This is a genomic window from Microbacterium rhizosphaerae (assembly GCF_034120055.1).
Lineage (GTDB): Bacteria > Actinomycetota > Actinomycetes > Actinomycetales > Microbacteriaceae > Microbacterium > Microbacterium rhizosphaerae.
Window position 1 is genome coordinate 202,913 of record NZ_CP139368.1, and the last position, 24,506, is coordinate 227,418.

The following is a 24,506-nucleotide window of genomic DNA, read 5'->3' on the forward strand; positions in this document are numbered from 1 at the left end:
GGGCGACCGTGGCCGCCACCGGCATCCCCTCGCTCGTCGTCTCCGTTCCGGACGAGAAGCTCGCACACGACCTGCAGCCCCTGCCCGAGGGCGCCGAGCTGCTGCTGTGGGACATGAAGACGCCCCCGCCGCGCGATCACATCGACATCGTCGTGCCGCCGTACATGAGCATGTCGGAGATCCTGCCGATGCTCGCGGATGTCGACGTCCGCCTCGTGCAGGGCCAGTCGATCGGCTACGACGGCGTCTCGGCCCACCTGCCGCCCGGAAAGGTCTTCGCGAACGCGGCGAGCGTGCACGAGACCTCCACCGCCGAGCTCGCGGTCGGACTCGCCATCGCGGCGCAGCGTCACATCCCGGAGTTCGTGCGCGCGCAGGACGAGCACCGCTGGGCGCCGGTCTTCGCGACGAGCCTCGCCGACCGGCGCGTGCTCCTGCTCGGCTACGGCGGCGTCGGCAAGGCCGTCGCCGACCGGCTGCGGCCGTTCGAGGTGGAGCTGACCGTCGTCGCCCACACCGCCCGCGACGAGGACGGCGTCGCCGTGCACGGCGTGGACGAGCTGGCGGACCTGCTCCCGGATGCCGAGATCCTCATCGCCACGCTCCCCGGAGGCGAGGCCACCCGGCACATCGTCGCGGACGAGGCACTCACGGCTCTGCCCGACGGCGCGCTCGTGATCAACGTGGGTCGCGGATCCCTCATCGACACCGACGCGCTCGTCGAGCACGTATCGCGCGGCCGCATCCGGGCGGCACTCGACGTCACCGATCCCGAGCCGCTCCCCGAGGACCACCCGCTGTGGTCGCTCCCCGGCGTGCTGATCGCACCTCATGTGGGCGGCGCATCCACAGCGATGCAGCCGCGCATCGCGCGTCTCGTGCGCCGGCAGATCGATCGCATGCTGCGGGGCGAAGAGCCGGTCAACGTCGTCCTCACGACCTGAGTCCGCCTCCCGGCGGCCGGGATGTAAGCGCTTGCAGTATCCTGGGTCCATGACTTCCGGCTCCGAGTGGTGGCGCAGCGCCGTCATCTACCAGATCTATCCCCGTTCCTTCGCGGACGGCTCCGGCGACGGCATGGGCGACCTGCCCGGCATCACGTCGCACCTCGACGACCTCCGCGACCTCGGCGTCGACGCGATCTGGCTGAGCCCGTTCTTCACGTCGCCGCAGAAGGACGCGGGCTACGACGTCTCCGACTACTGCGACGTCGACCCCCTCTTCGGCACGCTGGCGGACTTCGACGACATGCTCGCGGCCGCGCACGAGCGCGGCATCCGGGTCATCGTCGACCTGGTGCCGAACCACTCGTCCGACCAGCACATCTGGTTCCAGGAAGCGCTTGCGGCCACGCCGGGCAGCCCGGCCCGTTCGCGCTACCTCTTCCGCGACGGCAAGGGCGAGCACGGTGAGCTGCCGCCGAACAACTGGGAGTCGGTCTTCGGCGGCGACGCCTGGACCCGCGTCATCGAGCCCGACGGCACCCCGGGCCAGTGGTACCTGCACATCTTCGACGAGTCGCAGCCCGACTTCGACTGGTCGAACGAGCAGGTCCGCGAGGAGTTCCGGCGCATCCTGCGCTTCTGGCTGGACCGCGGCGTCGACGGCTTCCGCATCGACGTCGCCCATGGCCTCATCAAGAAGGACGGCCTGCCCGACCACTTCGCCGACCCCGAGGGCGGCTCGATGGGCGGCGACGAGGCGGACGTGCCGTTCTGGGGCCAGGAGGGCGTCCACGACGTATACCGCGACTGGAATGCCCTCGTCTCCGAGTACGACGGCGACCGCGCCCTGTGCGGCGAGGCCTGGCTGCCCACGCTCGAGAAGACGGCTCTCTGGGTGCGCCCCGACGAGCTCCACCAGACCTTCAACTTCATCTACCTCGAGACCGAGTGGGATGCCGCGGCCCTCCGCGCGGTCATCGACGAGTCGCTGCGCGCATTCGGCAGCGTCGGCGCGCCGAGCACGTGGGTGCTGTCCAACCACGACGTGGTGCGTCACGCATCCCGCCTCGCGCTGACCGCCGTCAACCCGCAGGGCCACGGCATCGGACCGAACTCCCCCGGCCAGCCGATCCCCGAGGTCGGCCTCCGTCGCGCCCGCGCCGCGTCGGCTCTCATGCTCGCGCTCCCCGGCTCCGCCTATCTCTATCAGGGCGAGGAGCTCGGGCTCCCCGAGGTCATCGACATCCCGGACGAGGCGCGACAGGACCCCACCTGGTTCCGCACCGAGGGCGAGCGGTACGGACGGGATGGATGCCGGGTCCCCCTCCCCTGGACCGCGGACGCTCCCTCCTACGGCTTCAGCCCGACCGGTTCGAGCTGGCTCCCGCAGCCGGCCGAGTGGGCCGAGCACGCCCGTGACATCGAGGCGGCGGACGAGGCATCCACTCTCTCGCTCTATAAGACGCTCCTCGAGACGCGACGCGTCCACGATCTCGGCGCGGGTACCCTGGAGTGGATCCCGACGAGCGACGGCACGCTCTCGTTCCGCAACGGCGCCATCACCGTCGTCGCGAACCTCGGAACCGAGCCGGTCGCCCTGCCCGGAGGACGCGTGGCCGCGGCGAGTTCGCCGGTGGACGGCGGCGTGCTTCCGGTGGACGCGACGGCGTGGCTCATCGGTTCACCAGAGGTTTGCGGGGACTGATCCGGATGCTGGGGCGCCCGGACCGGTGAGCGAAGACGCACCGGCCGGGCATGACGGAGGGGCTGAATGGTCGGCATCGATGAGGTCGCACGCCTCGCCGGCGTTTCGACGGCGACGGTCTCGCGCGCGCTGAGCGGACGCGGCAACGTGTCCGATGCGTCACGGGCGCGGGTGGAGGCGGCGGCGCACACGCTGGGCTACGTCGTCTCGGCGTCGGCATCGAGCCTCGCGTCCGGGCGCACGCGCAACGTGGGCGTGCTGGTCCCCTACCTCGACCGCTGGTTCTTCAGCACGGTGCTCTCGGGCATCGCGCGGGAGCTCATGGCGCACGGTTACGACATCACGCTCTACTCGCTGTCGGCCGATCGCGAGCAGCGGCGCGAGGTGTTCGAGACGTCCCTCAAGCGTCAGCGCGTCGACGGCGTCATCGCGATCTCCATCGAGCTCGGATCCGAGGAGAGCGGACGTGTCGGCGAGCTCGGCCTTCCGGTCATCGCGATCGGAGGCCCGAACCCCGGGCTCGCCACCCTCACCGTCGACGACGTCGCCGTGGCGCGGCTCGCGACCGAGCACCTGCTCGCACTCGGCCACCGCGAGATCGCGCACATCGGGGCGAGCCCGGAGTTCGACATCGACTTCCACATCCCCACCCAGCGCCGGCAGGGCTTCGAGCTCGCCCTCGACGCAGCGGGCATCACGCCCAACCCCGCGCTGTACGAGCCCGCCGATTTCACGATCGAGGGCGGGTTCCGTGCGGGCAAGCAGCTGCTCGGCCGACCGGGCGACCGCCCGACCGCGATCTTCGCCGCGTCCGACGAGATGGCCATCGGCGCGCTCCTGGCCGCACGCGAGCTCGGATACCGGGTGCCGGAGGACCTCTCGATCGTCGGGATCGACGGTCACGAGCTCGGCAAGTTCTTCCAGGTGACGACGGTCGACCAGTTCCCGGGCGACCAGGGCGTCCGCGCGGCCAAGGCCCTGCTCGCCGCCCTCGAGGCGCGCGAGCAGCACGGCGAGTCGCCGACCGTCGTCCCGGGGCAGCTGCCGTTCGAGCTCGTCGTGCGCAACACGACCGCCCGGCTCGACCGCTGACAGGACGGTGCGGCGCCTCGCGGTCCCCGAGGGGCCGTCCGCGCGGCGCCGTATGCTCGGGGTCATGACCATGGACCTCGAAGGCATCTACACGGATCTGCACCGTCATCCCGAGCTGTCGTTCCAGGAGCACCGCACCGCCGGCATCGTCGCCGAGCACCTGCGCGCCCTCGGCATCGACACGACCGAGGGGGTCGGACGGACAGGCGTCGTCGGAGTCGTCTCGAACGGAGTCGGGCCGACGGTGTGGCTGCGCGCCGACATGGACGGCCTGCCCGTCGAGGAGCTCACCGGCCTCCCCTACGCCAGCGCGGCGCGGGGCGTGAACCCCGCCGGGCTCGACGTTCCGGTCATGCACGCGTGCGGCCACGACATGCACGTCACCTGCCTCCTCGGCGCGATCGAGCGCCTCGTCGCAGAGAAGGATTCCTGGCACGGCACGGTCGTCGCCGTCTTCCAGCCCGCCGAGGAGTTCGGTGCCGGGTCGCAGGCGATGCTCGACGACGGGGTGCTCGACCGGTTCCCGCGTCCCGACATCGTCCTCGGCCAGCACGTGACGCCGCTGCCCGCAGGGACGATCGGCGTCCGCAGCGGAACGCAGATGGCCGCCTCGGACGGGCTCACCGTCACGATGTACGGGCGCGGCGGCCACGGTTCGCGCCCGCAGGCGACGATCGACCCGGTCGTCATGGCGGCCGCGACCGTCATGCGGCTGCAGACGATCGTCTCGCGCGAGGTCGATCCTCGCGATGTCGCGGTCGTGACCGTCGGATCGATCCACGCCGGACTGAAGAACAACATCATCTCGGACGAGGCGAAGCTCGAGATCAGTCTGCGCTACCCGACGGATGCGCTGCGCGACGCGGTGCTCGCCAAGCTCGAGCGCGTCGTCAACGCCGAGGCCGCCGCATCCGGTGCCACCGTCGCGCCGCGGATCGTCACCGACCACACGCTCCCTCCGACGATCAACGACGAGAACGCGACCGCCCGGCTCGTCTCCGCGTTCGAGGCGTCGTTCGGCGACGGCAGCGTGATCGACCCGGGCATGTTCACGGGCAGCGAGGACGTGTCGCGCTTCGCCCGCGACGCGGGCGTGCCGCTCGTCTTCTGGTTCTGGGGAGGGGTGGATGCCGAGGCCCACGCGCGCGCCCTCGCGGCGGGCACCCTCGAGACCGATATCCCCACCAACCACTCGGCCTACTTCGCGCCCGTCCTGCAGCCGACACTGTCGCGGGGCGTCGAGGCCCTCGTGATCGCCGCGCGCGAATTCCTCGGCTGATCAGGGATCCGCGCGAGGCGGAGCGTCGCCGGAGCCTCACTCGATCCGCGCGCATCCAGCCAACGAGCAGGTAACGCACGCCGCGCCGCGTTGCATACGAACGCCGAAAAGCGTACTGTCGCACGCCGTGACGAACGAGAGTCGCGAGACCGAAGTCGATGAGACTCCGATCGCGAAACGCATCCTGATCGGCGACCCGCTGGCGTCGACGAATTCCGAGGAGCACCTCCTCCCGAAGCGGATGGCGCTGCCGATCTTCGCGTCCGACGCGTTGTCGTCCGTGGCGTACGGTCCACAGGAGATGATGATGATCCTCCTGACCGGAGGACTCGCGTTCCTGGCCTTCAGCCCGTGGATCGCATTCGCCGTCGTCATCCTCCTGGTCGTCATCGTGCTGAGCTACCGGCAGCTCATCAAGGCCTACCCGTCGGGCGGTGGAGACTACGAGGTCGCCCGCAAGAACCTCGGCGAGATCCCGGGCGTCGTCGTCGCCGCGGCGCTGCTCGTCGACTACGTGCTGACGGTCTCGGTGTCGGTCGCGTCCGGCGTCGACAACATCATCTCGGCGCTGCCGGTGCTCAACCCCTGGCGCGTCGAGATGGCGGTGGGGTTCGTCATCCTCATCGTGGTCGTGAACCTCCGAGGCGTGCGGGAGGCGTCACGGGCGTTCGCCATCCCCACCTATGTCTTCATCGGTTCCGTCGGCGTCATGATCGTCGTGGGCCTCGCGCGCACCTTCCTCGGCTTCGCGCCCGTGGCCTCGAGCGCCCAGTACGGCGTGAAGGGCACGGACCTCATGCAGGCCGCCGTCATCCTCCTCGTCCTGCGCGCGTTCTCGAGCGGCTGCTCCGCCCTCACCGGCATCGAGGCCGTGTCGAACGGCGTGCAGGCCTTCCGCAAGCCGAAGATCCTCAATGCGCAGACCACGCTGGCGCTGATGGGCACGATCGCCATCCTGCTGTTCTCCGGGCTCACCGCGCTCGCGCTGATCTCGGGCGTGCACTACGCGGAGGATCCGTGCACCGAGCTCATCGGATGGAACTGCAGCAACCCGCAGCCGAGCCTCATGGCGCAGGTGGCCGCCGCCACCTTCGGGATGAACAGCATCCCGTTCTTCATCATCCAGGCGGCGACCGCCGTCGTCCTGCTGCTGGCGGCCAACACCGCCTTCAACGGGTTCCCGCTGCTCGGCTCGGTGCTCGCGCGCGACGGCTACGCGCCGAAGGCCCTCAACACCCGCGGCGACCGGCTCGTCTACTCGAACGGCATGATCATCCTCGGCCTCGTGGCCATCGGCGTGCTGATCATCTATCAGGCGAACCTCACCAACCTCATCCAGCTGTACATCATCGGCGTGTTCGTGTCGTTCACCCTCGGACAGATCGGCATGATCCGGCACTGGAGACGGGGGCTGCGCGGCATCCGTCTCATGCCCGAGAACCTGCGCAACACCAAGGCGACCGCCAAGGAGAGGTTCGGGCTGCGCAAGGGCCTCGCGATCAACTCCCTCGGTGCCACGCTCACCTCGATCGTGCTCGTGATCGTGACCATCACGAAGTTCACGCACGGCGCGTGGCTCGTGTTCCTCGCCATCCCGGTGCTGACGTTCCTCATGATCGGCGTGCACCGCTACTACCGCGACGTCGAGCACGAGATCGAGATGGATGACTCGCTCCATTTCGGCTCGACGGGCGACGTCGCGCTCATCCTCGTCAACAAGCTGCAGAAGCCGGTCGTGAAGGCGATCGACTACGCGCTGGCCGCCAAGCACGAGCACACCTTCGCCATCCACATCGCGGTGACGAAGGAGGATGCGGCCGACCTCGAGAAGGAATGGCGCATGCACCGCATGCCCATCCCGCTGAAGATCATCGAATCGCCGTTCCGCACGTACGCGAGCCCCATCGCCGACTACATCAAGAAGTACCGGGCCGAGCACGGTTCGTCGATCGTCACCGTCTACCTGCCGCAGTACATCGTGGGGCACTGGTGGGAGACGATCCTGCACAACCGGCGCGCGAGCCGCATCGCGCAGCAGCTCATGCTGCTGCACGGTGTCTCCATCACGCTCGTGCCCTGGCTGCTCGACTCCTCGGAGCTCATCTACGGACGCCGCTCCCGACCGCTGCCGGGCCAGGAGCGCTCCGGGCGCCCGTTCGAGGACGGGGTCGTCCAGAAGGGCCGCCGCGTCATCCGCCCCGCCGGGCCGCCGAAGGCGTCCGCCGTCGACGCGAAGACGCCCGTCGTCGACACGAAGACGCCCGAGCACTGAGCCTCGCGGGCTGTCGCCTGACCTGAGCACGCGTGAGGGGCGCGTGAGGGGCGCGTCAGGAATCCACGTGACGGCGTATGGATTCCGTCAGGACGACGCATCCCTCGCCCGCGCCGGAGTTGCATCGTCTCCCGGAGCGCACTCGGCGCTCCGGATGGAGGCTCTCCCGTGCTCGATGTCATCTACATCGCCGTGGTGATCGCGCTGTTCGCGCTCGTCACCCTCATCGCGAAGGGGGCGGAGCGGCTGGTGCCGCCCCTCCGCGGCTCGGCTCCGCGCGATGCGGCGGGCGCGGAGAAGTCGCGATGATCCTCTTCTCGCTCCTCGCGGCCGGGCTCGGCATCGCCGCGATCGTCTACCTCGTCATCGCGCTCCTGCTGCCGGAGCGCTTCTGATGTCGCCGGGCTCGCTCGCCTTCGGCATCCTGCAGGCGGCCACGCTCGTCGTCGTGCTCGTCCTGCTGTACCGCCCGGTCGGGAACTACCTCGCCCGGGTCTACCTGTCGCGTCGTGACGGGGTCCTCGAGCGCGGCGTCTACCGTCTCATCGGCGTCGACCCGCGCGCCGATCAGTCGTGGCCCGCCTACACCCGCGGTGTGATCGCGTTCTCGCTCGTGGGGGTGCTGCTCGTCTACGGTCTGCAGCGCATCCAGGCGGTGCTCCCCTGGTCGCTCGGCCTGCCGGCCGTCCCCGAGGGGCTCGCCTTCAACACCGCGGTGTCGTTCGTCACGAACACCAACTGGCAGTCGTACTCGCCCGAAGCCACCGTGGGCTATACCGTCCAGTTCGCCGGCCTCGCCGTGCAGAACTTCGTCTCCGCCGCGGTCGGCATCGCCGTCGCGATCGCGCTCGTGCGGGGTCTCGCCTCGCGGCGCGGCGGCACGATCGGCAACTTCTGGGTCGATCTCGTCCGGACGTGCGGCCGCATCCTGCTTCCGCTCTCGGTCGTCGCTGCCATCGTGCTCATGGCGGCCGGCGTCGTGCAGAACTTCGCCGGCTTCACGGACATCCACACGCTCGCCGGCGCCACGCAGGCGATCCCCGGCGGCCCGGTCGCCTCCCAGGAGGCCATCAAGGAGCTCGGCACCAACGGCGGCGGCTTCTACAACGCCAACTCGGCGCATCCGTTCGAGAACCCGACGCCGTGGACCAGCCTCTTCGAGGTCTTCCTGCTGCTCCTCATCCCGTTCTGCCTTCCGCGTGCGTTCGGCCGGATCATCGGCGACGACCGGCAGGGAACGGCGATCGTCGCGGCCATGGCCGTCATCGCCACCGCATCCCTCGTCGTGCTGACCTGGTTCGAGACGACGACGGGCGGCACGGCGGTGAAGGCCGCGGGAGCCGCGATGGAGGGCAAGGAGCAGCGCTTCGGGATCCTCGGCTCGACGCTGTTCGCCACGGGGACGACGCTCACGTCCACCGGCGCGGTGAACTCGATGCACGACTCGTACACGGCGCTCGGCGGCATGATGCCGATGTTCAACATGATGCTCGGCGAGATCGCGCCCGGCGGCGTCGGCTCGGGACTGTACGGGATGCTCGTCATCGCCATCATCGCGGTGTTCGTCGGCGGCCTCATGGTGGGACGGACGCCGGAGTACGTCGGCAAGAAGATCGGCCCGCGCGAGATGAAGCTCGCGAGCCTGTACATCCTCGTCACCCCGACGCTGGCGCTCGCCGGCGCCGCCCTGAGCTTCGCGATCCCCGGCGTGCGGCAGGACGTCGAGAACGTCTCGATCCTGAACCCGGGTGCGCACGGCCTCAGCGAGGTGCTCTACGCGTTCACCTCGGCGGCCAACAACAACGGCTCGGCGTTCGCGGGCCTGACCGCGAACACGCCGTGGCTGAACACGGCGCTGGGGGTCGTGATGCTGCTCGGCCGGTTCGTGCCGATCGTGGTGGTCCTCGCCCTGGCCGGCTCCGTCGCCCAGCAGGACATCGTGCCGTCGACGGCCGGCACGCTGCCGACCTACCGACCGCAGTTCGTCGGACTGCTCGTCGCCGTCACCCTCATCGTCGTCGCGCTGACGTACTTCCCGGTGCTCGCGCTCGGCCCCCTCGCAGAAGGACTCTCATGACCACCGCCGTCTACGGACACGCAACAGAACCGGCGACTCCTCCGGCACCGAAGAAGACCCGGGCGTTCGGCTGGTCGCAGCTCGTGCAGGCGCTTCCGGGCGCGCTGCGCAAGCTCAACCCCGCCGACCAGTGGCGCAACCCCGTCATGATGCTCGTGTGGGTGGGCGCCGTTCTGACGACGGTCATCGCGATCGCGCAGCCGTTCATCCCCGCGATGCAGACGTCGGGCGGCGCACCGGTCCCCCTGCTGTTCACGTGGGGCATCGCGATCTGGCTCTGGATCACCGTGATCTTCGCCAACCTGGCCGAATCGGTCGCCGAGGGCCGGGGCAAGGCGCAGGCGGCCACGCTCCGCAAGACGCGCGCGACGACGATGGCCACGCGGGTCGCGGGCTACGACGAGAAGGGGGATGCTGCGGCATCCCGCGCCGCGACGGAGCAGGTCGCCTCGACCGACCTGAAGCTCGGCGACGTGGTCGTCGTGACCGCCGGAGAGCTCATCCCCGGCGACGGGGACATCATCGCCGGCATCGCGACCGTCGACGAGTCGGCGATCACGGGCGAGTCCGCCCCGGTGGTGCGCGAGTCGGGCGGTGACCGCAGCGCCGTGACCGGCGGGACGCGCGTGCTCTCCGACCGGATCGTCGTGCGGATCACCTCGAAGCCGGGTGAGACGTTCGTCGACCGCATGATCGCCCTCGTCGAGGGCGCCGCACGTCAGCGGACGCCGAACGAGATCGCGCTCAGCATCCTGCTCTCGAGCCTCACGATCATCTTCCTCATCGTGGTGCTCACCCTGAACCCCGTGGCCTCGTACGCGGCGAAGCCGGCCGGCATCGCGGTGCTCGTCGCACTGCTCGTCTGCCTCATCCCGACGACGATCGGCGCGCTGCTCTCGGCGATCGGCATCGCCGGCATGGACCGCCTCGTGCAGCACAACGTGCTCGCGATGTCGGGGCGCGCGGTCGAGGCGGCAGGCGACGTCACGACGCTGCTGCTCGATAAGACCGGCACGATCACCTACGGCAACCGGCGGGCGACGGAGTTCGTCGCGCTGCCGGGCGTCGAGCAGGGCGAGCTGACCCGCATCGCCGCCGAATGCTCCCTCGCCGACCCCACGCCGGAGGGGACGTCGGTGGTGGAGCTCGCGGCGGGGCGCGGCATCCACGTGTCCGCTCCGGCGGATGCGACGGTCGTGCCGTTCACCGCCCAGACGCGCATGAGCGGTCTCGACCTGCCCGACGGCTCCCAGCTGCGCAAGGGCGCCGGATCGGCGGTCCTCGCCTGGCTCGACGAGAACGGGGCGCAGGTGACGGATGCGACGCGCACGGCGCTGACCGGCATCGTCGACGGCATCGCCGCCGACGGCGGCACGCCGCTCGTGGTCGCCGTGTCCGGCCCCTCGACGAGCTCGGGGACCGGAGGTGCGCGGCCACTGGGGGTCATCCACCTCAAGGACATCGTCAAGGACGGTCTGCGCGAGCGTTTCGTCGAGATGCGGGCGATGGGCATCCGCACCGTCATGATCACGGGTGACAACCCGCTCACGGCGAAGGCGATCGCGACCGAGGCGGGCGTCGACGACTACCTCGCCGAAGCCACGCCCGAGGACAAGCTGGCGCTCATCCGGCGGGAGCAGGAGGGCGGCAACCTCGTCGCGATGACCGGCGACGGCACGAACGATGCTCCCGCGCTGGCGCAGGCGGACGTCGGGGTCGCGATGAACACCGGAACCTCGGCGGCGAAGGAGGCCGGCAACATGGTCGACCTCGACTCCGACCCCACGAAGCTCATCGACATCGTGCGCATCGGCAAGCAGCTGCTCATCACCCGCGGCGCGCTGACGACGTTCTCGCTCGCGAACGACATCGCGAAGTACTTCGCGATCATCCCGGCGATGTTCATGGTCGTGTACCCCGGGCTCGGGGTGCTGAACGTCATGGGCCTGCACTCCCCCGCCTCGGCGGTCACGAGCGCGATCATCTTCAACGCGATCATCATCGTGCTGCTCATCCCGCTGGCCCTCCGCGGAGTCACCTATCGGCCCGCGAGCGCATCGCAGATCCTGGGCCGCAATCTGCTCATCTACGGGCTCGGCGGGATCATCGCGCCGTTCATCGGCATCAAGCTCATCGACCTCGTCATCGGCCTGATCCCGGGCTTCTGACCCGGTCCCGAAGGAGTCATCGTGTCCACCACCACTGCATCCGTCCGGCCCCTGCGTCCGGCGCATCCCGGCCGGCGCGGCTCGCTGCGCACACTGTGGGCCGCGCTTCGCGCCATGCTCGTCGCGACCGCCGTCCTCGGGGTCGGCTACCCGCTGCTGATCACGGCGGTCGGGCAGTCGGCCTTCCCCGGGCAGGCCAACGGATCCCTCGTCACCGACGCGCAGGGCGCCGCCGTCGGCTCGGCTTTGCTCGGCCAGAGCTTCTCCGAAGCCCACGGCGCCCCCCTGCCGCAGTATTTCCAGCCGCGGCCGTCCGCCGCCGGCAAGGGGTACGACGGCGCGGCATCCGGCGGCTCGAACCTCGGGCCGAACAACTCGACGCTCGTGACGCGGATCGACAAGACCCGCGCAGCCCTCGCCGCGTTCAACGGCGTGGATCCGTCGCAGCTGCCGCCGGATGCCCTGACCTCGTCGGCCTCGGGCCTCGATCCCGACATCAGCGTCGCCTACGCGCTCCTCCAGGTCGATCGTGTGGCCCGGGCGCGGAATCTGCCGCCGACGTCGGTGCGCGATCTCGTCGAGGCGAACGTCATCCCGCGCGATCTGGGCTTCCTCGGCGAGCCGCGCGTGAACGTCCTGAAGCTCAATCTCGCCCTCGATGCCGTCACCCGATGACCGCGCGAAGGCGGCGACGGGGAGAATGACAGCATGAAGCGCGGCAGGCTGCGCGTCCTGCTCGGCGCCGCTCCCGGCGTCGGCAAGACGTACGAGATGCTCGAAGAGGGCCGCACCCGCAAGGCGGGGGGCGTCGACGTCGTGATCGGGATCGTCGAGACGCACGGCCGCACCGCGACCGCCGCCCTCACCGAGGGGCTCGAGCAGGTGCCGCGCCGGTCGGTCCGCTACCGCGAGGTCGACCTCGACGAACTGGACGTCGATGCGGTCCTCGAGCGCTCCCCTCAGGTGGCGCTGGTCGACGAGCTCGCCCACACGAACGCGCCCGGATCGCGGCACGAGAAGCGCTGGCAGGACGTCGACGAGATCCTGGATGCCGGCATCGACGTCATCACGACCGTGAACGTGCAGCACATCGAGTCGCTGAGCGATGTCGTCGCGCAGATCACGGGCATCGTGCAGCGCGAGACGGTTCCGGATGCCGTGGTCCGCGGCGCGGACCAGATCGAGGTCGTCGACCTCGCACCGCAGTCGCTACGCGACCGGCTCGCCGCCGGTCAGGTGTACCCCGCCGACCGGATCGACGCCGCGCTGTCGAACTACTTCCGCCTGGGCAACCTCACGGCGCTGCGCGAACTCGCGCTGCTGTGGCTCGCGGACGAGGTCGACAGCGCGCTGAACCTCTATCGCGCCGAGCATGGCATCGAGGGCACGTGGCGCGCCCGCGAGCGGGTCGTCGTCGCGCTCACGGGCGGCGCCGAGGGCGAGACCCTCATCCGCCGCGGCGCCCGCATCGCCGCCAGGGCGGCGGGCGGCGAGCTCCTGGCCGTGCACGTCTCGAGCCAGGACGGCCTGCGTGCCGGCCCGCCCAGCGCACTCGCCGAGCAGCGCGCGCTCGTCGAGGCGCTGGACGGCACGTACCACCAGGTCGTCGGAGACGACGTCCCGGTCACCCTCGTCGAGTTCGCGCGCTCGGTGAACGCGACGCAGCTCGTCATCGGCGCGAGCCGCCGCGGGAGGCTGGCCGCGGCCCTGACCGGACCGGGCATCGGTGCCACCGTCGTCCGCGAGTCGGGCGACATCGACGTGCACATCGTGACCCACGCGGCGGCCGCCGGTCGGTTCGCCCTGCCGCGCGTGCGCGGTGGAGCGCTCAGCGCCCGCCGCCGCATCCTCGGGTTCGCCGTCGCCCTCGTGTGCGGCCCGTTGCTGTCGCTCGTCCTGTACTCGTGGCGCGGCAGCGACGCCATCACGGCCCAGGTGCTCGCGTACCAGCTCCTCGTCGTGATCGTCGCGCTCATCGGCGGCATCTGGCCCGCCCTGTTCGCCGCCGTCCTGTCGGGGCTGACCCTCGACTACCTCTTCGTCGCGCCGCTGTTCACCGTGACGATCGCGGCGCCGGCGCACGCCCTCGCCCTGGCCCTGTACGTCGTCAATGCCATCCTCGTGAGCCTCGTGGTCGACCGCTCGGCCCGGCGCACGCGTGCCGCCCAGCGCGCCGCCGCCGAATCGGAGCTCATCGCCACCGTCGCGGGCAGCGTGCTGCGCGGCGAGTCGGCCGTGCCGGCGCTCGTGTCGCGCGCACGGGAGGCCTTCGGGCTCGCCGGCGTGCGCCTGCTCACCGCCGACGGCACCGTGGTGGCGACCGACGGCGAGCCCCTGCCCGACGAGCGGGTCGAGCGTGTGGCGGTCGGCCCGGATCACGTGCTCGAACTCCACGGGGCGGAACTGGATGCGTCGGCCCGCCGCCTGCTCGACGTGATCGCCGCGCAGATCGAGGCCGCGCTGGAGCACTCGACCCTCGCCGGCGCGGCCCGCGAGGTCGACGCGCTGGCCGCCGCCGACAATGTGCGGACGGCGCTGCTCTCGGCCGTGAGCCACGACCTGCGGCGCCCCCTCGCTGCCGCCGTCGCCGCGGTGGGCGGCCTGCGGGCCGCGGGCGCCTCACTCTCCGACGCCGACCGCGCCGAGCTGCTCGCGACCGCCGACGAGAGCCTCGGCACCCTGTCGCAGCTCGTCACCGACCTCCTCGACGTCAGCCGCGTCCAGGCGGGGGTGCTCGCCGTGTCGCTCACCGCCCTGGACGCCGCCGACGTCGTGCTCGCGGCCGTCGACGAGCTCGGACTCGGTCCGGCGGAGGTCGAGCTGGCCCTCGACGAGGCCGTCCCCGCCGTGCGCGCGGACCCCGTGCTGCTGCAGCGCGTGATCGTGAACGTCCTGGCCAACGCCGTGCGGCACTCGCCTCCCGGCACACGCGCACGCGTCGCGACGAGCGGCCTCGGCGATACGGTCGAGATCCGGATCGTCGACCGCGGCGCCGGCGTCCCCGCCGACCAGCGCGACGCGATGTTCGCGCCGTTCCAGCGCATGGGCGACACCGACAACACCGTCGGGCTCGGTCTCGGTCTCGCCCTCTCCCGCGGTTTCGCCGAGGGCATGGGCGGATCGCTCGCCGCGGAAGACACCCCCGGCGGCGGCCTCACGATGGTCGTGTCGCTGCCGGCGGCCGTGGCATCCCTCCCCTCCCCTGCCGTCACGGCCGCGCCACAGGCCGCTTCGGGCAAGGTGGACTCGTGAAGGTCCTGATCGCCGACGACGATCCGCAGCTCGTGCGGGCCCTGCGCATCACGCTGGGCGCCCACGGCTACGACGTGGTCGCCGCCCCCGACGGCGCCGCCGCGATCACGCTCGCCGCGCAGTCGCGTCCCGACATCGTGCTGCTCGATCTCGGGATGCCGCGACTCGACGGCATCGAGGTCATCCATGCTCTGCGCGGCTGGACCGACGCGCCGATCATCGTCGTGTCGGGCCGCACCGGCTCGGGCGACAAGGTCGACGCGCTGGACGCCGGTGCCGACGACTACGTGACGAAGCCGTTCCAGATCGACGAGCTGCTCGCCCGGCTCCGGGCGCTCTCGCGCCGGACCGTTGCCGCGCCCGGCACCACCGTCGTGCGCTTCGGGGATGTGACCATCGACCTGGTCTCGCGCTCGGTGAGCCGCGACGGCACGCTCGTGCACCTCACCCCGACGGAATGGCGGATGCTCGAGTTCCTCGCGCGCAACCCCGGCGCCCTCGTCACGCGGCAGACCCTGCTGAAGGAGATCTGGGGCACGGAGCAGATCGCCGACTCCGGCTACCTGCGGCTGTACATGTCGCAGCTGCGCAAGAAGCTGGAGCCCGACGCATCCGCCCCCCGCTTCCTCCTCACGGAATCGGGGATGGGCTACCGCCTCGTCACCGAGTGACCCCTTCACCGGAGGCGCGACTCACCGAGCCCTCCGGGCGCGCACACAGGGCAGACTTGACGCATACCTTCTCCCCGATCCGAACGGACACTGTGACCCGCGCCGATTTCCCGCTGCTGGCCGCGCACCCCGAGCTCGTCTACCTCGACTCGGCCGCGACGTCGCAGCGACCCGCATCCGTGATCGCCGCCGAGCGCGCCTTCGTCGAACACGACTACGCGGCGGTGCACCGCGGCGCGAGCGAAGCCGTCGGGCGCTCGACGGAGGCCTTCGAGGGCGCGCGCGAGCGCGTGGCGCGGTTCGTCGGCGCGCAGCCGGACGAGATCGTGTGGGCCGAGAACGCGACGGATGCGCTGAACATCGTCGCGCTGGGGATCTCGGATGCGAGCGCCGGCCTCGGCGCTCCCGACCTCGCGCTGCGCGAGTGCGACGAGATCCTCGTGACGGAGGCCGAGCACCACGCCAACCTCATCCCGTGGCAGCGGGTCGCCGCGCGGACCGGGGCGGTGCTGCGCTGGGCGGAGGTCGCCGACGACGGCACGTGGACCATCGACGCGCTGCGCGCAGCATCCTCTCGCCGCACCCGCATCATCGCCGTCGCGCACGTCTCCAACGTCACCGGCTACATCGCGCCGGTCGCGGACGTCGTCGCGCTGGCGCGCGAGCTCGGCGCACTGACCGTGCTGGACGCGTGCCAGTCCGCGCCCCACATATCGCTGGATCTCGCGGCCCTCGGGGTCGACTTCGCCGCGTTCTCGGGGCACAAGATGCTCGGCCCGACGGGAATCGGCGTGCTCTACGGCCGCAGCGAGCTGCTGAACGCCCTGCCTCCGGCCCGCACCGGCGGCTCGACCATCACGACGGTGACGATGACGGATGCGCAGTTCCTCCCCGCTCCGCAGCGATTCGAGGCCGGAACGCAGCCTGTGACGCAGGTCGTCGGCCTGGGTGCCGCCGTCGACTACCTCTCCGCGTTCGGGATGGACCGCCTGCACGCGCACGAGCGCGAGCTGGCCGGACTGCTGACGGATGCCGTGGCCTCGGTGCCCGGCGTGCGGCTGCTGGGTCCCGAGCCGGGCCGCGAGCGCGCATCCCTCGTCAGCGTCGACGTCGACGGCGTGCACGCGCACGACGTCGGGCAGTTCCTCGACTCCCGCGGCATCGCCGTCCGCGTCGGGCACCACTGCGCGCAGCCGCTGCACCGTCGCCTCGGGATCACGGCATCCACCCGCGCCAGCGCCTACCTGTACACGACCCCCGACGACGTGGCGGCCTTCGCCGCCGCACTCGCCGAGGTCCGCCCGTTCTTCGGAGCCGACCGATGAGCGCCGGGCTGGAGGGCCTGTACCAGGAGGTCATCCTCGACCACGCGCGGCGCAAGGTCGGCGCGGGCTCATCCGAGGGCTGGGCGCACACGCACCACGAGGTGAACCCCACGTGCGGCGACGAGATCACCGTCGGCGCGACGGTGGACGACGGTCATGTCCACCTCGTGTGGGAGGGGCGTGGATGCAGCATCTCCACGGCATCCGCGTCGGCGATGTCGGAGCTGGTGGCGGATGCCTCCCCCGCCGACGTCCACGAGGCCATCGACGCCTTCCGCACGATGATGCGCTCGCGCGGCGAGGGCGAACCGCCGGAGCTGCTCGGGGATGCCGAGGTCTTCCAGGGCGTGGCCCGATACGTCATGCGGGTCAAGTGCGCGATGCTGCCCTGGGTCGCGCTCGAGGCCGCCCTCGCCCAGGCCGAGAGCGCCGCCGAGGCCTGATCCCCGTCCATACGGACAGGTCCCCGAGCCTGTCGAGGGGCCCCGAGCCTCCATACGGACAGGTCCCCGAGCCTGTCGAGGGGCCCCGAGCCTCCATGCGGACAGGTCCCCGAGCCTGTCGAGGGGCCACCCCTCGACAAGCTCGGGGACCGGGTTGTCGAGGGGCTACCCGCGCAGATCGCAGGGGCCACCCCTCGACAAGCTCGGGGACCGGGTTTCAGTGAGCGGGACGAAACGCGGTCGCCGGCACAGCTCTAGCGGTCGAGCACCTCGCGCAGGCGGGCGGCGAAGGCGTCCGGGTCGCCGGGGTACCCGGGCGAGTCCTGGAATCCGCCGTGGTGGCTCGGGAACTCCGTCGGCTCGATGCCGACCTCGGTCGCCACCGCGCGGGCTCCGCGGGCGGCCATCGTGTCGCCGGACTGCACACCCGCGGCGATCACGAGCCGGTCGCCGAAGCCCCGCAGAGCCTCGGTGTCGACCCGGTACTCGATGATCGCCGGCATGTTGCGGAACAGCGGGTTGGTGCGCGAGCCGTCGTCCTCCGAGGGCATCCCGAACATCGCGGGATCGGGCGCGGGCTGGTCGAGGTAGCCGTCGGGCACGGGCCCGTCGTGCATCACGAGCGCGACGAACTTCGCCATGGCAGCGCCGTCGCCCTTCTCGGCGTACGTCTTCTTCAGGTCGGCGATGACCTCGAGCACCTCCTCGCCGTCCGGAAGGAAGGTGGCGTTCGGCGGCTCGTGCGCCACGATGGTGCGGAAGTCCTCGGGGTGCGTCGCGGCGGCCGCGAGCAGGTTGACGGCGCCACCGCTCGAACCGAAGGCGTCGACCGGCCCGACGCCGAGCGCAGCGACGACCCGGTGGATGTCGTCGGCGTGCTGCGCCGTGCTGATGTCGGACGTGCCGACCGGGTTGCGGCCTGCGCCGCGCGGGTCGTAGGTGACGACGGGCCGGTCGGCGAAGTGCTCGGCGAGCTGCTGGAAGCCCGAGGCATCCATCGGCGCGCCGAACACGAACAGCGGCACCCCGGACGACAGGTCTCCCCGCACGTCGTACGTGATCGCGTCCTCGCCCTCGCCGACGACCTGCGTGGCGATGGTCACGGTGTTCTCGGTCATTTCGTGTCCTCTCTCGACCCGCCTCACACGGAGGCGAGCACCTCTCGTTCGAGCCGCTGGTAGCTGGTCTCCATGCCCTCGGTCATGCCCGTGGCGAGCACGGCGTCGCGGGTCGCGGCATCCGGGTATTCGATGAGGAGGGTGAGCAGCGTCGCGCCGTCCTCCTCGTAGAGCTGCAGGTCGTTGACCGTGCTCGGGTAGTCGGTGCCCGTCATGTGCTCCGTCGTGACGCTGCGGCGCGGGGCGTCGACGACGAGGGTCTCGCCGTCGAAGCCGAAGGCCTGCCCGGCGGGCCCCGAGCCTGTCGAGGGGTCGACCACAGGCTCCCACGCGTAGCGATAGCGGCCGCCGACCGTCGGGTCGACCTCGCACACGCTCATGCGCCAGCCGTCAGGGCCGAGCAGCCACTGCTGGAGCAGCTCCGGCTCGGTGTGCGCACGCCACACGAGCTCGCGCGGACCCTCGACGAGGCGCGTGATGCGCACGTGCTGGTCATCGAGGATCTCGACCTGGGTGCCCTTGCCCTGCGCGTACTCGCGCAGGCTCTGCAGCACCGTGTCGAGCTGAGCCATCGCCATCCGCGTGCCCTCGACCATGCCCATCGCCACCGACTGCTCGAGCGCGGTGAGCGACTCGAAGTGCGTCACGCCGGTGAACCGGGTGCGATCTCCGTCGGACTCGAACGAGAAGACCATCCGCATCGGCGCCATCTCGGACACGAAGTCGCCATCCGCGTCGGCGAAGCCGTCGAGCACCTCGTACGACCGCGGCTCGTCGATGCGCAGGAACTCCCACCGGGCATGGTGCGTCGCGCCGTGGGGACCGGTCAGCGAGTACTGGGCCAGCCCGCCGGGCGTGAAGTCGAACCTGCTGAACGTGGCGGGCCATCCCGGAGGGCCCCAGAACCGCTCGAGCTGGCGCGGGTCGGTGAACACGGACCACACGCGGTCGACGGATGCGTCGAACTCGGCGGCGATGTTCATCGTCAGGGCCTCGGGATCACTGGTGATCTGGGTGACGGGCATTGCTTCCTCCTGGGGTGTCCGGTCTGGGTGGTTCGGCGAGCAGCGCGTCGATGGCGTCGATGCGGTGCCGCCAGAGCTCCTGGTAGCGCTCGAGCAGCTGCTGCGCCCGGGCGATGCGTGCGGGGTCGGTGCGCACGAGTCGCTCCCTTCCCTCGGCCCGCTTGATGATCAGGCGGGCGGCCTCGAGCACGGCGACGTGCTTCTGCACCGCGGCGAACGACATGTCGTAGGCCGCGGCGAGCGCCGAGACCGACTGCTCGGCCTCGATCGTGCGGCGCAGGATGTCGCGCCGCGTCGCGTCGGCGAGGGCCCGGAAGATCCGGTCCACCTCGTCGTCGGTCAGCTGTTCTTCTACAACCATTTGGTTGTAGGTTAGGCCGCACGCATCCCCGTGTCAACCCCTTCGTCTTCGTCGGATCAGCCGCCGGTGGCCGCCGCGCACTCGACGCACATCGTCGCCATGGGGCGAGCCTCCAGGCGGGCGGCCGGGATGCGGCGCCCGCAGCGGATGCACACTCCGTAGCCGCCGTCCTGCACACGCACGAGCGCCGCTGCGACCTCGGCGCGCTCGGCTTCGGCGGAGCGTCGAAGGGCATCGATCCGCTGCCACTCGGCGGAGAGCGTCACGCCTTCGGGGTCGTGCTCGTCGTCGGCGGAGGAGGCGGCACGATCGGCCCGGATGTCGCGCTCGTCGTTCTCGAGCAGTGCCAGCAGGTCATCGAGCTCCTGCGCGCGCTCCTGCAGTCTGCGGACGGGGTCGGGTGTCGGCGCCATGGGGCAAGAGCGTACGCCGGGTCCCGGACAGGCGGCCCGCGGAGACACGAGAACGACCCCGGGGATGCCGCATCCCGGGGCCGTCCTCTCACGATGTCAGTGCGTTGCGGCGATCGACTGCACGGAACCGTCCGCGTTCAGCAGCACCTGCTTTCCGTCGGTCCGACCGAACTGGAACATCGGCATGAGCGAGCCCGCGGTCGCATCCAGCGACGAGTCGCCGATCCGGCCGGTCTTCCAGTTGTCCTCGATGAACTTCAGGATGGAGGGCTGCGTCGTCTCGTTGTGCGCGACGAAGTTCGACTTCGCGTAGGGCGAGATGACGAGGAGCGGCAGGCGCTGGCTCGGGCCGCAGCGGTCGAGGTAGCCGCCCAGCACCGGAGCGGTCGAGCTCGAGCACACGGCGACGTCGTGCGCGGCGCTCGTCGACGCGTTCGAGATCACCGGCGCGACGTGGTCGTACCAGCCGTCGGAGTCGTCGTAGGAGATGACGACGGCCGTGGAGCTCCACTCCTTCGACTTCTGCAGCGTGTTGATGGTGTCGACGATGAAGTGCTGCTCGTCGATCGGGTCGGAGTAGCCGGCGTGCCCGTCCTGGTACTCGGACGCCTTGAGGAAGCTGACGGCGGGCAGGTTGCCGGACGTCAGCGCCGCGTCGAAGTCGGACAGGTCGTACTGGTGGTTCGCCTGGTCGGTGTTGCCGATCATCGCCACCGACGTCGGCGGCAGGTGGTGCTGGTTCGAGGTCGACTTGAAGTAGGCGAACGGGTTGTGGTGCGGGCTGTAGTCCGCGACCGAGGCGCCGGCGAGGTTCGTGTGGCTCGCACCGCAGACCGCGTAGGTCGTGCCGTCGCCGGCGGCCGTCGTCGGACGGAAGCCGCCCTGGAACCATCCCCACGTCACGCCCTTGGCGTTCAGCAGGTCGCCGATGTTCTTGCCGGATCCCGCGGCGAGGGTGTTCGTCGAGGTGTGGTTCTTGTCCGCGCAGTCGTCGAACGCCGGGTCCGGGTCGTTGATGACGGTGCCGACACCGGCGGTGTTCGGGTCGGCGACGGTGTACGAGCCCGGGGTCGCCACCTGCTGCAGCGTCTTGGAGTCGACCTCCGTGAAGCCGTGCGTCTGGCCCGAGATCAGGTTCAGCGCGCCCGGCGTCGAGGGGCCGAAGGTCGCATCCCACGAGTTGTCCGACATCGCGTACTGCTGCGGGTAGTTCCACAGCCCGGTGACGGTGTTCCCGTCGTAGTAGCCCATGGTGAGGCCCGGAGCGGCATAGAGGCCCGTGCAGGTGTCGACCGACACGTTCTGCACGAAGGCGTCCATCGCGCCGTCGTCCAGCGCCTTCTGCTCGGCCGTGTAGCTGTGGTTCTGGTCGCAGGTCGCGGCCTGGCTGGGCGCGAGGCGCGTCGGCGGGTACAGGTTCGGGTTGTCCGTCAGGGCGCCCGACGTGGCCAGGTTGTCGTTGCGCGGTGTCGCCGCGGCAGCCGTGAAGGTCGTGCCGTCGGTGTTCGCGGCCTGGGGGTAGGTGCCGAAGTAGTGGTCGTACGAGACGTTCTCGCCGAAGATCACGACGACGTGCGTGATGGGCGTCGCCGTCTTCGCGGAGTGGTCGGCGGACGGCTGGGCGGATGCCGCGGAGGTGCCGGCGATCGCGAGACCGACGGCCGCGAGGGCGGCGCCGGCTGCGATGACCGCGCGGGTGCGCTTCCGAGTGGATGCCACGACGGAGTCCTTTCGAATGGGGAGGGGATGCGGGTTCATCCTCGTTCGCGCGTGTGAAGTGTTCGGCGACCACAGCCTGAACATCGGATGAACGGTGCCGGTCGAGGCCGGACGGCCCGAAGCCCCGGCCTCCGGTCAGGCGAAGAGTGCCCGGCCGTACCGGTCCGAGGTGTCCCGGACTCCGGGCAGCGCGAAGAAGTACCCGCCGCCGACGGGCGAGACGTAATCCACGAGGGGCTCGTCGGCGAGGCGCTTCTGCGTGGCGACGAACTGCCGATCGAGGTCCTGCACGTACGCGTTGAAGACGAGCCCCATGTCGAGGTCGCCGTTCGTGTCCGTGCCGAGGTCGTAGTTGTAGCCGCGCCGCAGGAGGCGCGAGGCATCCGTCGTCTTCGTCCGCGGATTCGCGAGCCGGATGTGCGCGTCGAGCGGGACCGCCGAGCCCTTGGGGTCGTCGACGTAGTCCGGCGGATCGGTCTCGTGACTGCCGCTGAGCGGCGCGCCCGAGTCACGACGACGGCCGATGATGCGCTCCTGCTCCGAGATCGTGACGCGGTCCCAGAACTCGACGAGCATCCGGATGACGCGCACCACGTGATACGAGCCGCCCTCGGTCCACGCCGGCTCCGACCCGCCCGCAGGCACCCACACCAGCCGGTCGGCCTCCTTCGCGGCGGGGTTCACGATCCCGTCCTTGAAGCCCAGGAGGTTGCGCGAAGCGCCGCTCGGGCGCGACGGCGACCGGAAGCCGTCGATGCGCCAGCGCACCTGCATCCCGCCGCGCGTGTGCCGCGCGATGTCGCGCAGCGCGTGCAGGACGACGTCCCGGCTGTCTCCGCAGAGCTGCAGCATGAGGTCTCCGCCGCAGCGTGCGGGATCGAGATCGTCGTTCGGGAAGACATCCATCGCGCGCAGCTGCGCGGGACGCCTGCTCTGGATGCCGAGCACGTCGAAGAACGACGAGCCCACCCCGACGGTGACGGTGAGGCCGCCGGCGGGCACCTCGGGGCCGAGCAGCCCGGAGTCGGCGGACGGGGCGGAGATCCCGAGGTTCACCGGCGTCCCGCCCGCGGTGAGCACACGCGCGCGCTCGGTGATCGCCCGCAGCAGCTGCGCCGCCTCCGCCGGAGTGGTGACCGTGAGATCGAACGCGACGAAGGCCGCGGCCTCCTGACCGGGCGTGAGGATCCCGGCCTGGTGGGCGCCGTGGAACGGGACGGCGCGATCCGCCGACATCGGCGACGCCGCCTCCGCCCGCGCCGGCTGTGCGAAGCCGCCGACGCCATAGCCCGCGAGCGCCGCACCCGACACCGCGGCGGCCCCGACGGCTCTGCGCAGGAACTGCCGCCGGCCGACCGAGGGCTTCGAGGAGTCGGTCACTGGTCGACCCTCCGGGGTTCGAGCATGGATGCGACGGGTGCGAGGTCCTCGGCGAGCTGCGCGACGTCGGCGTCGATGCGCTCGCGCTGCCCCCTGGTGAGGGCTGCGAGCGCCGGCGCGGCGGCGACGTCCGCCCGGGTCCTCTCGAGCCACGCCAGCGTCTGCGGCAGCTGCGGAAACCGGTCGGCGAGGAGCGGCTTCAGGATGCCGAGCACCGTCGCCGTGCCCTCGAGGTTCGCCGCGACGGACTGCAGGTTCGAGCCGCTGCCGAAATCGGTGCGCCCGGTGAGCTCGAACTGCAGCGCGTTCTCGGTGATCTCGTGCGCGCGCAGCGAAAGGTCGAGCGGATCGATCTGCGCCGTGGCGAAGGTGCGCTGCAGCCGGCCGACGGATGCCGCGAGCACGTCGGCGACGGGGCGCAGGGTCGCCGCATCCTGCCCGTGCCACAGCCCGTACTCGAGCCGGTGGAATCCCGTCCACGAGGGATCCGCGGTCCCGTCGGTCCGTCCGTCGGGCAGCCCGTCGATCTCGTCGTCGAGCTCGCCGAATGCGCCGTACGCGGCGCCGAGCCTCTCGTACTCGAGGTGCGCAGGGAGCCAGTCGGCCCGCGCCGCGGCGAGATCGCCGTAACCGAGGTCGGCCTGCAGCCGTGCCGTGAGCGACGCGAGCGTCGGCAGCTGCCCCGAGACGTACGACTCGTAGGCGCGGGTCGCCTCGATCAGATCGGCCTGCGCGACGGCCCGCACCGGCGCGAGCGAGGTCTTCGGGCCGGTGGAGATCGTGACCGTCGGCCCGACGACCGTCTGCTCGTCCTCCATCGCGCAGCGGAACGCGTACGTCCCGGCGCCGAGGGTGATGTCGACGGTCTGTGTCGCGCCGGCCGCGAGCGGGTCGACCTCGGCGTACACGTCGCCGCTGCGTGCATCCGTCAGGTAGACCTCGCCGGGTCTCGTGTCCGTGTCGTCGAGCACGAACCGCTGCGGACCGGGAACGGGGTCCGTCCAGCCCGACCCGCAGCGGTCGACGGAGACCTCGATCCACGTCGAGGAGGAGGCGATGGATGCGGCGCCCGCCCCGCTGCATCCCGCGAGCGCCATGGCGGTCACGAGCGTGCCGGCCGCCGCGAAGCAGGGTCGGAGACGGAGATCTGGCACCGCGTCAGCCTAGGCATCGCGCGACGGCGCGACGCCCGGGTTCGACGGATGTTCACCTTCCGGTCATCGACCCGTCGCCCCGGCCGGGCGCGTGGGGGCCTGCACCTA

General features: G+C 70.9%; 21 protein-coding genes. 14 read left to right on the forward strand and 7 right to left on the reverse strand.

Features of this window, described 5'->3' with window-relative positions:
* Positions 1-8 precede the first annotated feature (8 nt).
* The 14 genes from SM116_RS00940 (at position 9) to sufU (ending at position 17,228) form a co-directional block, all read left to right on the forward strand.
* Positions 9-944, forward strand: coding sequence for a 2-hydroxyacid dehydrogenase (locus tag SM116_RS00940; RefSeq protein WP_320942596.1), 936 nt, complete (start codon positions 9-11; stop codon positions 942-944).
* 49 nt (positions 945-993) lie between these two features.
* Positions 994-2,649: a glycoside hydrolase family 13 protein gene (locus SM116_RS00945; RefSeq protein ID WP_320942597.1), complete on the forward strand. Its 1,656-nt coding sequence runs from the start codon at positions 994-996 to the stop codon at positions 2,647-2,649.
* A 66-nt stretch (positions 2,650-2,715) separates the two neighbouring features.
* On the forward strand, positions 2,716-3,741 hold the full coding sequence (locus SM116_RS00950; protein WP_320942598.1) for a LacI family DNA-binding transcriptional regulator: 1,026 nt from the start codon (positions 2,716-2,718) through the stop codon (positions 3,739-3,741).
* A 64-nt stretch (positions 3,742-3,805) separates the two neighbouring features.
* Positions 3,806-5,020 (forward strand): amidohydrolase, encoded by a 1,215-nt coding sequence (locus SM116_RS00955; protein WP_320942599.1) that lies wholly within the window; start codon positions 3,806-3,808, stop codon positions 5,018-5,020.
* A 115-nt stretch (positions 5,021-5,135) separates the two neighbouring features.
* A complete protein-coding gene (locus SM116_RS00960; protein ID WP_320944218.1) occupies positions 5,136-7,292 on the forward strand; it encodes an APC family permease in 2,157 nt (718 codons plus the stop codon).
* Positions 7,293-7,460: 168 nt separating this feature from the next.
* A complete protein-coding gene (locus SM116_RS00965; protein ID WP_320942600.1) occupies positions 7,461-7,601 on the forward strand; it encodes a hypothetical protein in 141 nt (46 codons plus the stop codon).
* Positions 7,598-7,687, forward strand: coding sequence for a potassium-transporting ATPase subunit F (locus SM116_RS00970; RefSeq protein ID WP_320942601.1), 90 nt, complete (start codon positions 7,598-7,600; stop codon positions 7,685-7,687). The genes SM116_RS00965 and SM116_RS00970 overlap by 4 nt, the downstream gene beginning before the upstream one ends.
* On the forward strand, positions 7,687-9,369 hold the full coding sequence (gene kdpA / locus SM116_RS00975; RefSeq protein ID WP_320942602.1) for a potassium-transporting ATPase subunit KdpA: 1,683 nt from the start codon (positions 7,687-7,689) through the stop codon (positions 9,367-9,369). The genes SM116_RS00970 and kdpA overlap by 1 nt, the downstream gene beginning before the upstream one ends.
* Positions 9,366-11,537 carry a potassium-transporting ATPase subunit KdpB gene (gene kdpB / locus SM116_RS00980; protein ID WP_320942603.1) on the forward strand — a complete coding sequence of 724 codons (2,172 nt, stop codon included), beginning with the start codon at positions 9,366-9,368 and terminating at the stop codon, positions 11,535-11,537. The genes kdpA and kdpB overlap by 4 nt, the downstream gene beginning before the upstream one ends.
* Before the next feature lie 21 nt (positions 11,538-11,558).
* Positions 11,559-12,212 (forward strand): potassium-transporting ATPase subunit KdpC, encoded by a 654-nt coding sequence (gene kdpC, locus SM116_RS00985; protein WP_425563223.1) that lies wholly within the window; start codon positions 11,559-11,561, stop codon positions 12,210-12,212.
* A 33-nt stretch (positions 12,213-12,245) separates the two neighbouring features.
* Positions 12,246-14,789, forward strand: coding sequence for a sensor histidine kinase (locus SM116_RS00990; protein WP_320942604.1), 2,544 nt, complete (start codon positions 12,246-12,248; stop codon positions 14,787-14,789).
* A complete protein-coding gene (locus SM116_RS00995; protein WP_320942605.1) occupies positions 14,786-15,460 on the forward strand; it encodes a response regulator transcription factor in 675 nt (224 codons plus the stop codon). The genes SM116_RS00990 and SM116_RS00995 overlap by 4 nt, the downstream gene beginning before the upstream one ends.
* A 92-nt stretch (positions 15,461-15,552) precedes the next feature.
* Positions 15,553-16,785, forward strand: a complete 1,233-nt coding sequence (locus tag SM116_RS01000) for an aminotransferase class V-fold PLP-dependent enzyme (RefSeq protein WP_320942606.1) — start codon at positions 15,553-15,555, stop codon at positions 16,783-16,785.
* A complete protein-coding gene (gene sufU, locus SM116_RS01005) occupies positions 16,782-17,228 on the forward strand; it encodes a Fe-S cluster assembly sulfur transfer protein SufU (RefSeq protein ID WP_320942607.1) in 447 nt (148 codons plus the stop codon). Before SM116_RS01000 ends, sufU begins: the two co-directional genes overlap by 4 nt.
* Before the next feature lie 254 nt (positions 17,229-17,482).
* Here sufU and SM116_RS01010 read toward each other — a convergent pair whose 3' ends face one another.
* The 7 genes from SM116_RS01010 to SM116_RS01040 form a co-directional block, all read right to left on the reverse strand.
* Positions 17,483-18,346 carry an alpha/beta fold hydrolase gene (locus SM116_RS01010; protein ID WP_320942608.1) on the reverse strand — a complete coding sequence of 288 codons (864 nt, stop codon included), beginning with the start codon at positions 18,344-18,346 and terminating at the stop codon, positions 17,483-17,485.
* A 23-nt stretch (positions 18,347-18,369) separates the two neighbouring features.
* The gene (locus SM116_RS01015) at positions 18,370-19,371 is read right to left on the reverse strand and encodes an SRPBCC family protein (protein WP_320942609.1); all 1,002 of its coding nucleotides are present in this window, start codon (positions 19,369-19,371) and stop codon (positions 18,370-18,372) included.
* On the reverse strand, positions 19,346-19,732 hold the full coding sequence (locus SM116_RS01020; RefSeq protein ID WP_320942610.1) for an ArsR/SmtB family transcription factor: 387 nt from the start codon (positions 19,730-19,732) through the stop codon (positions 19,346-19,348). The genes SM116_RS01015 and SM116_RS01020 overlap by 26 nt, the downstream gene beginning before the upstream one ends.
* Before the next feature lie 56 nt (positions 19,733-19,788).
* On the reverse strand, positions 19,789-20,145 hold the full coding sequence (locus tag SM116_RS01025) for a TraR/DksA family transcriptional regulator (RefSeq protein ID WP_320942611.1): 357 nt from the start codon (positions 20,143-20,145) through the stop codon (positions 19,789-19,791).
* Between the two features lie 96 nt (positions 20,146-20,241).
* Positions 20,242-21,864 (reverse strand): phospholipase C, encoded by a 1,623-nt coding sequence (locus SM116_RS01030; protein WP_320942612.1) that lies wholly within the window; start codon positions 21,862-21,864, stop codon positions 20,242-20,244.
* Positions 21,865-21,999: 135 nt separating this feature from the next.
* On the reverse strand, positions 22,000-23,244 hold the full coding sequence (efeB, locus tag SM116_RS01035) for an iron uptake transporter deferrochelatase/peroxidase subunit (protein ID WP_320942613.1): 1,245 nt from the start codon (positions 23,242-23,244) through the stop codon (positions 22,000-22,002).
* On the reverse strand, positions 23,241-24,398 hold the full coding sequence (locus tag SM116_RS01040) for an EfeM/EfeO family lipoprotein (protein WP_320942614.1): 1,158 nt from the start codon (positions 24,396-24,398) through the stop codon (positions 23,241-23,243). Before SM116_RS01040 ends, efeB begins: the two co-directional genes overlap by 4 nt.
* Positions 24,399-24,506: the final 108 nt, after the last annotated feature.

Bases quoted from the DNA above. Each gene is read 5' to 3' on its own strand.
- SM116_RS00945 (WP_320942597.1), top strand. From the start codon at position 994: ATGACTTCCGGCTCCGAGTGGTGGCGCAGCGCCGTCATCTACCAGATC.
- SM116_RS00950 (WP_320942598.1), top strand. From the start codon at position 2,716: ATGGTCGGCATCGATGAGGTCGCACGCCTCGCCGGCGTTTCGACGGCG.
- SM116_RS00955 (WP_320942599.1), top strand. From the start codon at position 3,806: ATGACCATGGACCTCGAAGGCATCTACACGGATCTGCACCGTCATCCC.
- SM116_RS00970 (WP_320942601.1), top strand. From the start codon at position 7,598: ATGATCCTCTTCTCGCTCCTCGCGGCCGGGCTCGGCATCGCCGCGATC.
- kdpA (WP_320942602.1), top strand. From the start codon at position 7,687: ATGTCGCCGGGCTCGCTCGCCTTCGGCATCCTGCAGGCGGCCACGCTC.
- kdpB (WP_320942603.1), top strand. From the start codon at position 9,366: ATGACCACCGCCGTCTACGGACACGCAACAGAACCGGCGACTCCTCCG.
- SM116_RS00990 (WP_320942604.1), top strand. From the start codon at position 12,246: ATGAAGCGCGGCAGGCTGCGCGTCCTGCTCGGCGCCGCTCCCGGCGTC.
- sufU (WP_320942607.1), top strand. From the start codon at position 16,782: ATGAGCGCCGGGCTGGAGGGCCTGTACCAGGAGGTCATCCTCGACCAC.
- SM116_RS01010 (WP_320942608.1), bottom strand. From the start codon at position 18,346: ATGACCGAGAACACCGTGACCATCGCCACGCAGGTCGTCGGCGAGGGC.
- SM116_RS01015 (WP_320942609.1), bottom strand. From the start codon at position 19,371: ATGCCCGTCACCCAGATCACCAGTGATCCCGAGGCCCTGACGATGAAC.
- SM116_RS01020 (WP_320942610.1), bottom strand. From the start codon at position 19,732: ATGGTTGTAGAAGAACAGCTGACCGACGACGAGGTGGACCGGATCTTC.
- SM116_RS01025 (WP_320942611.1), bottom strand. From the start codon at position 20,145: ATGGCGCCGACACCCGACCCCGTCCGCAGACTGCAGGAGCGCGCGCAG.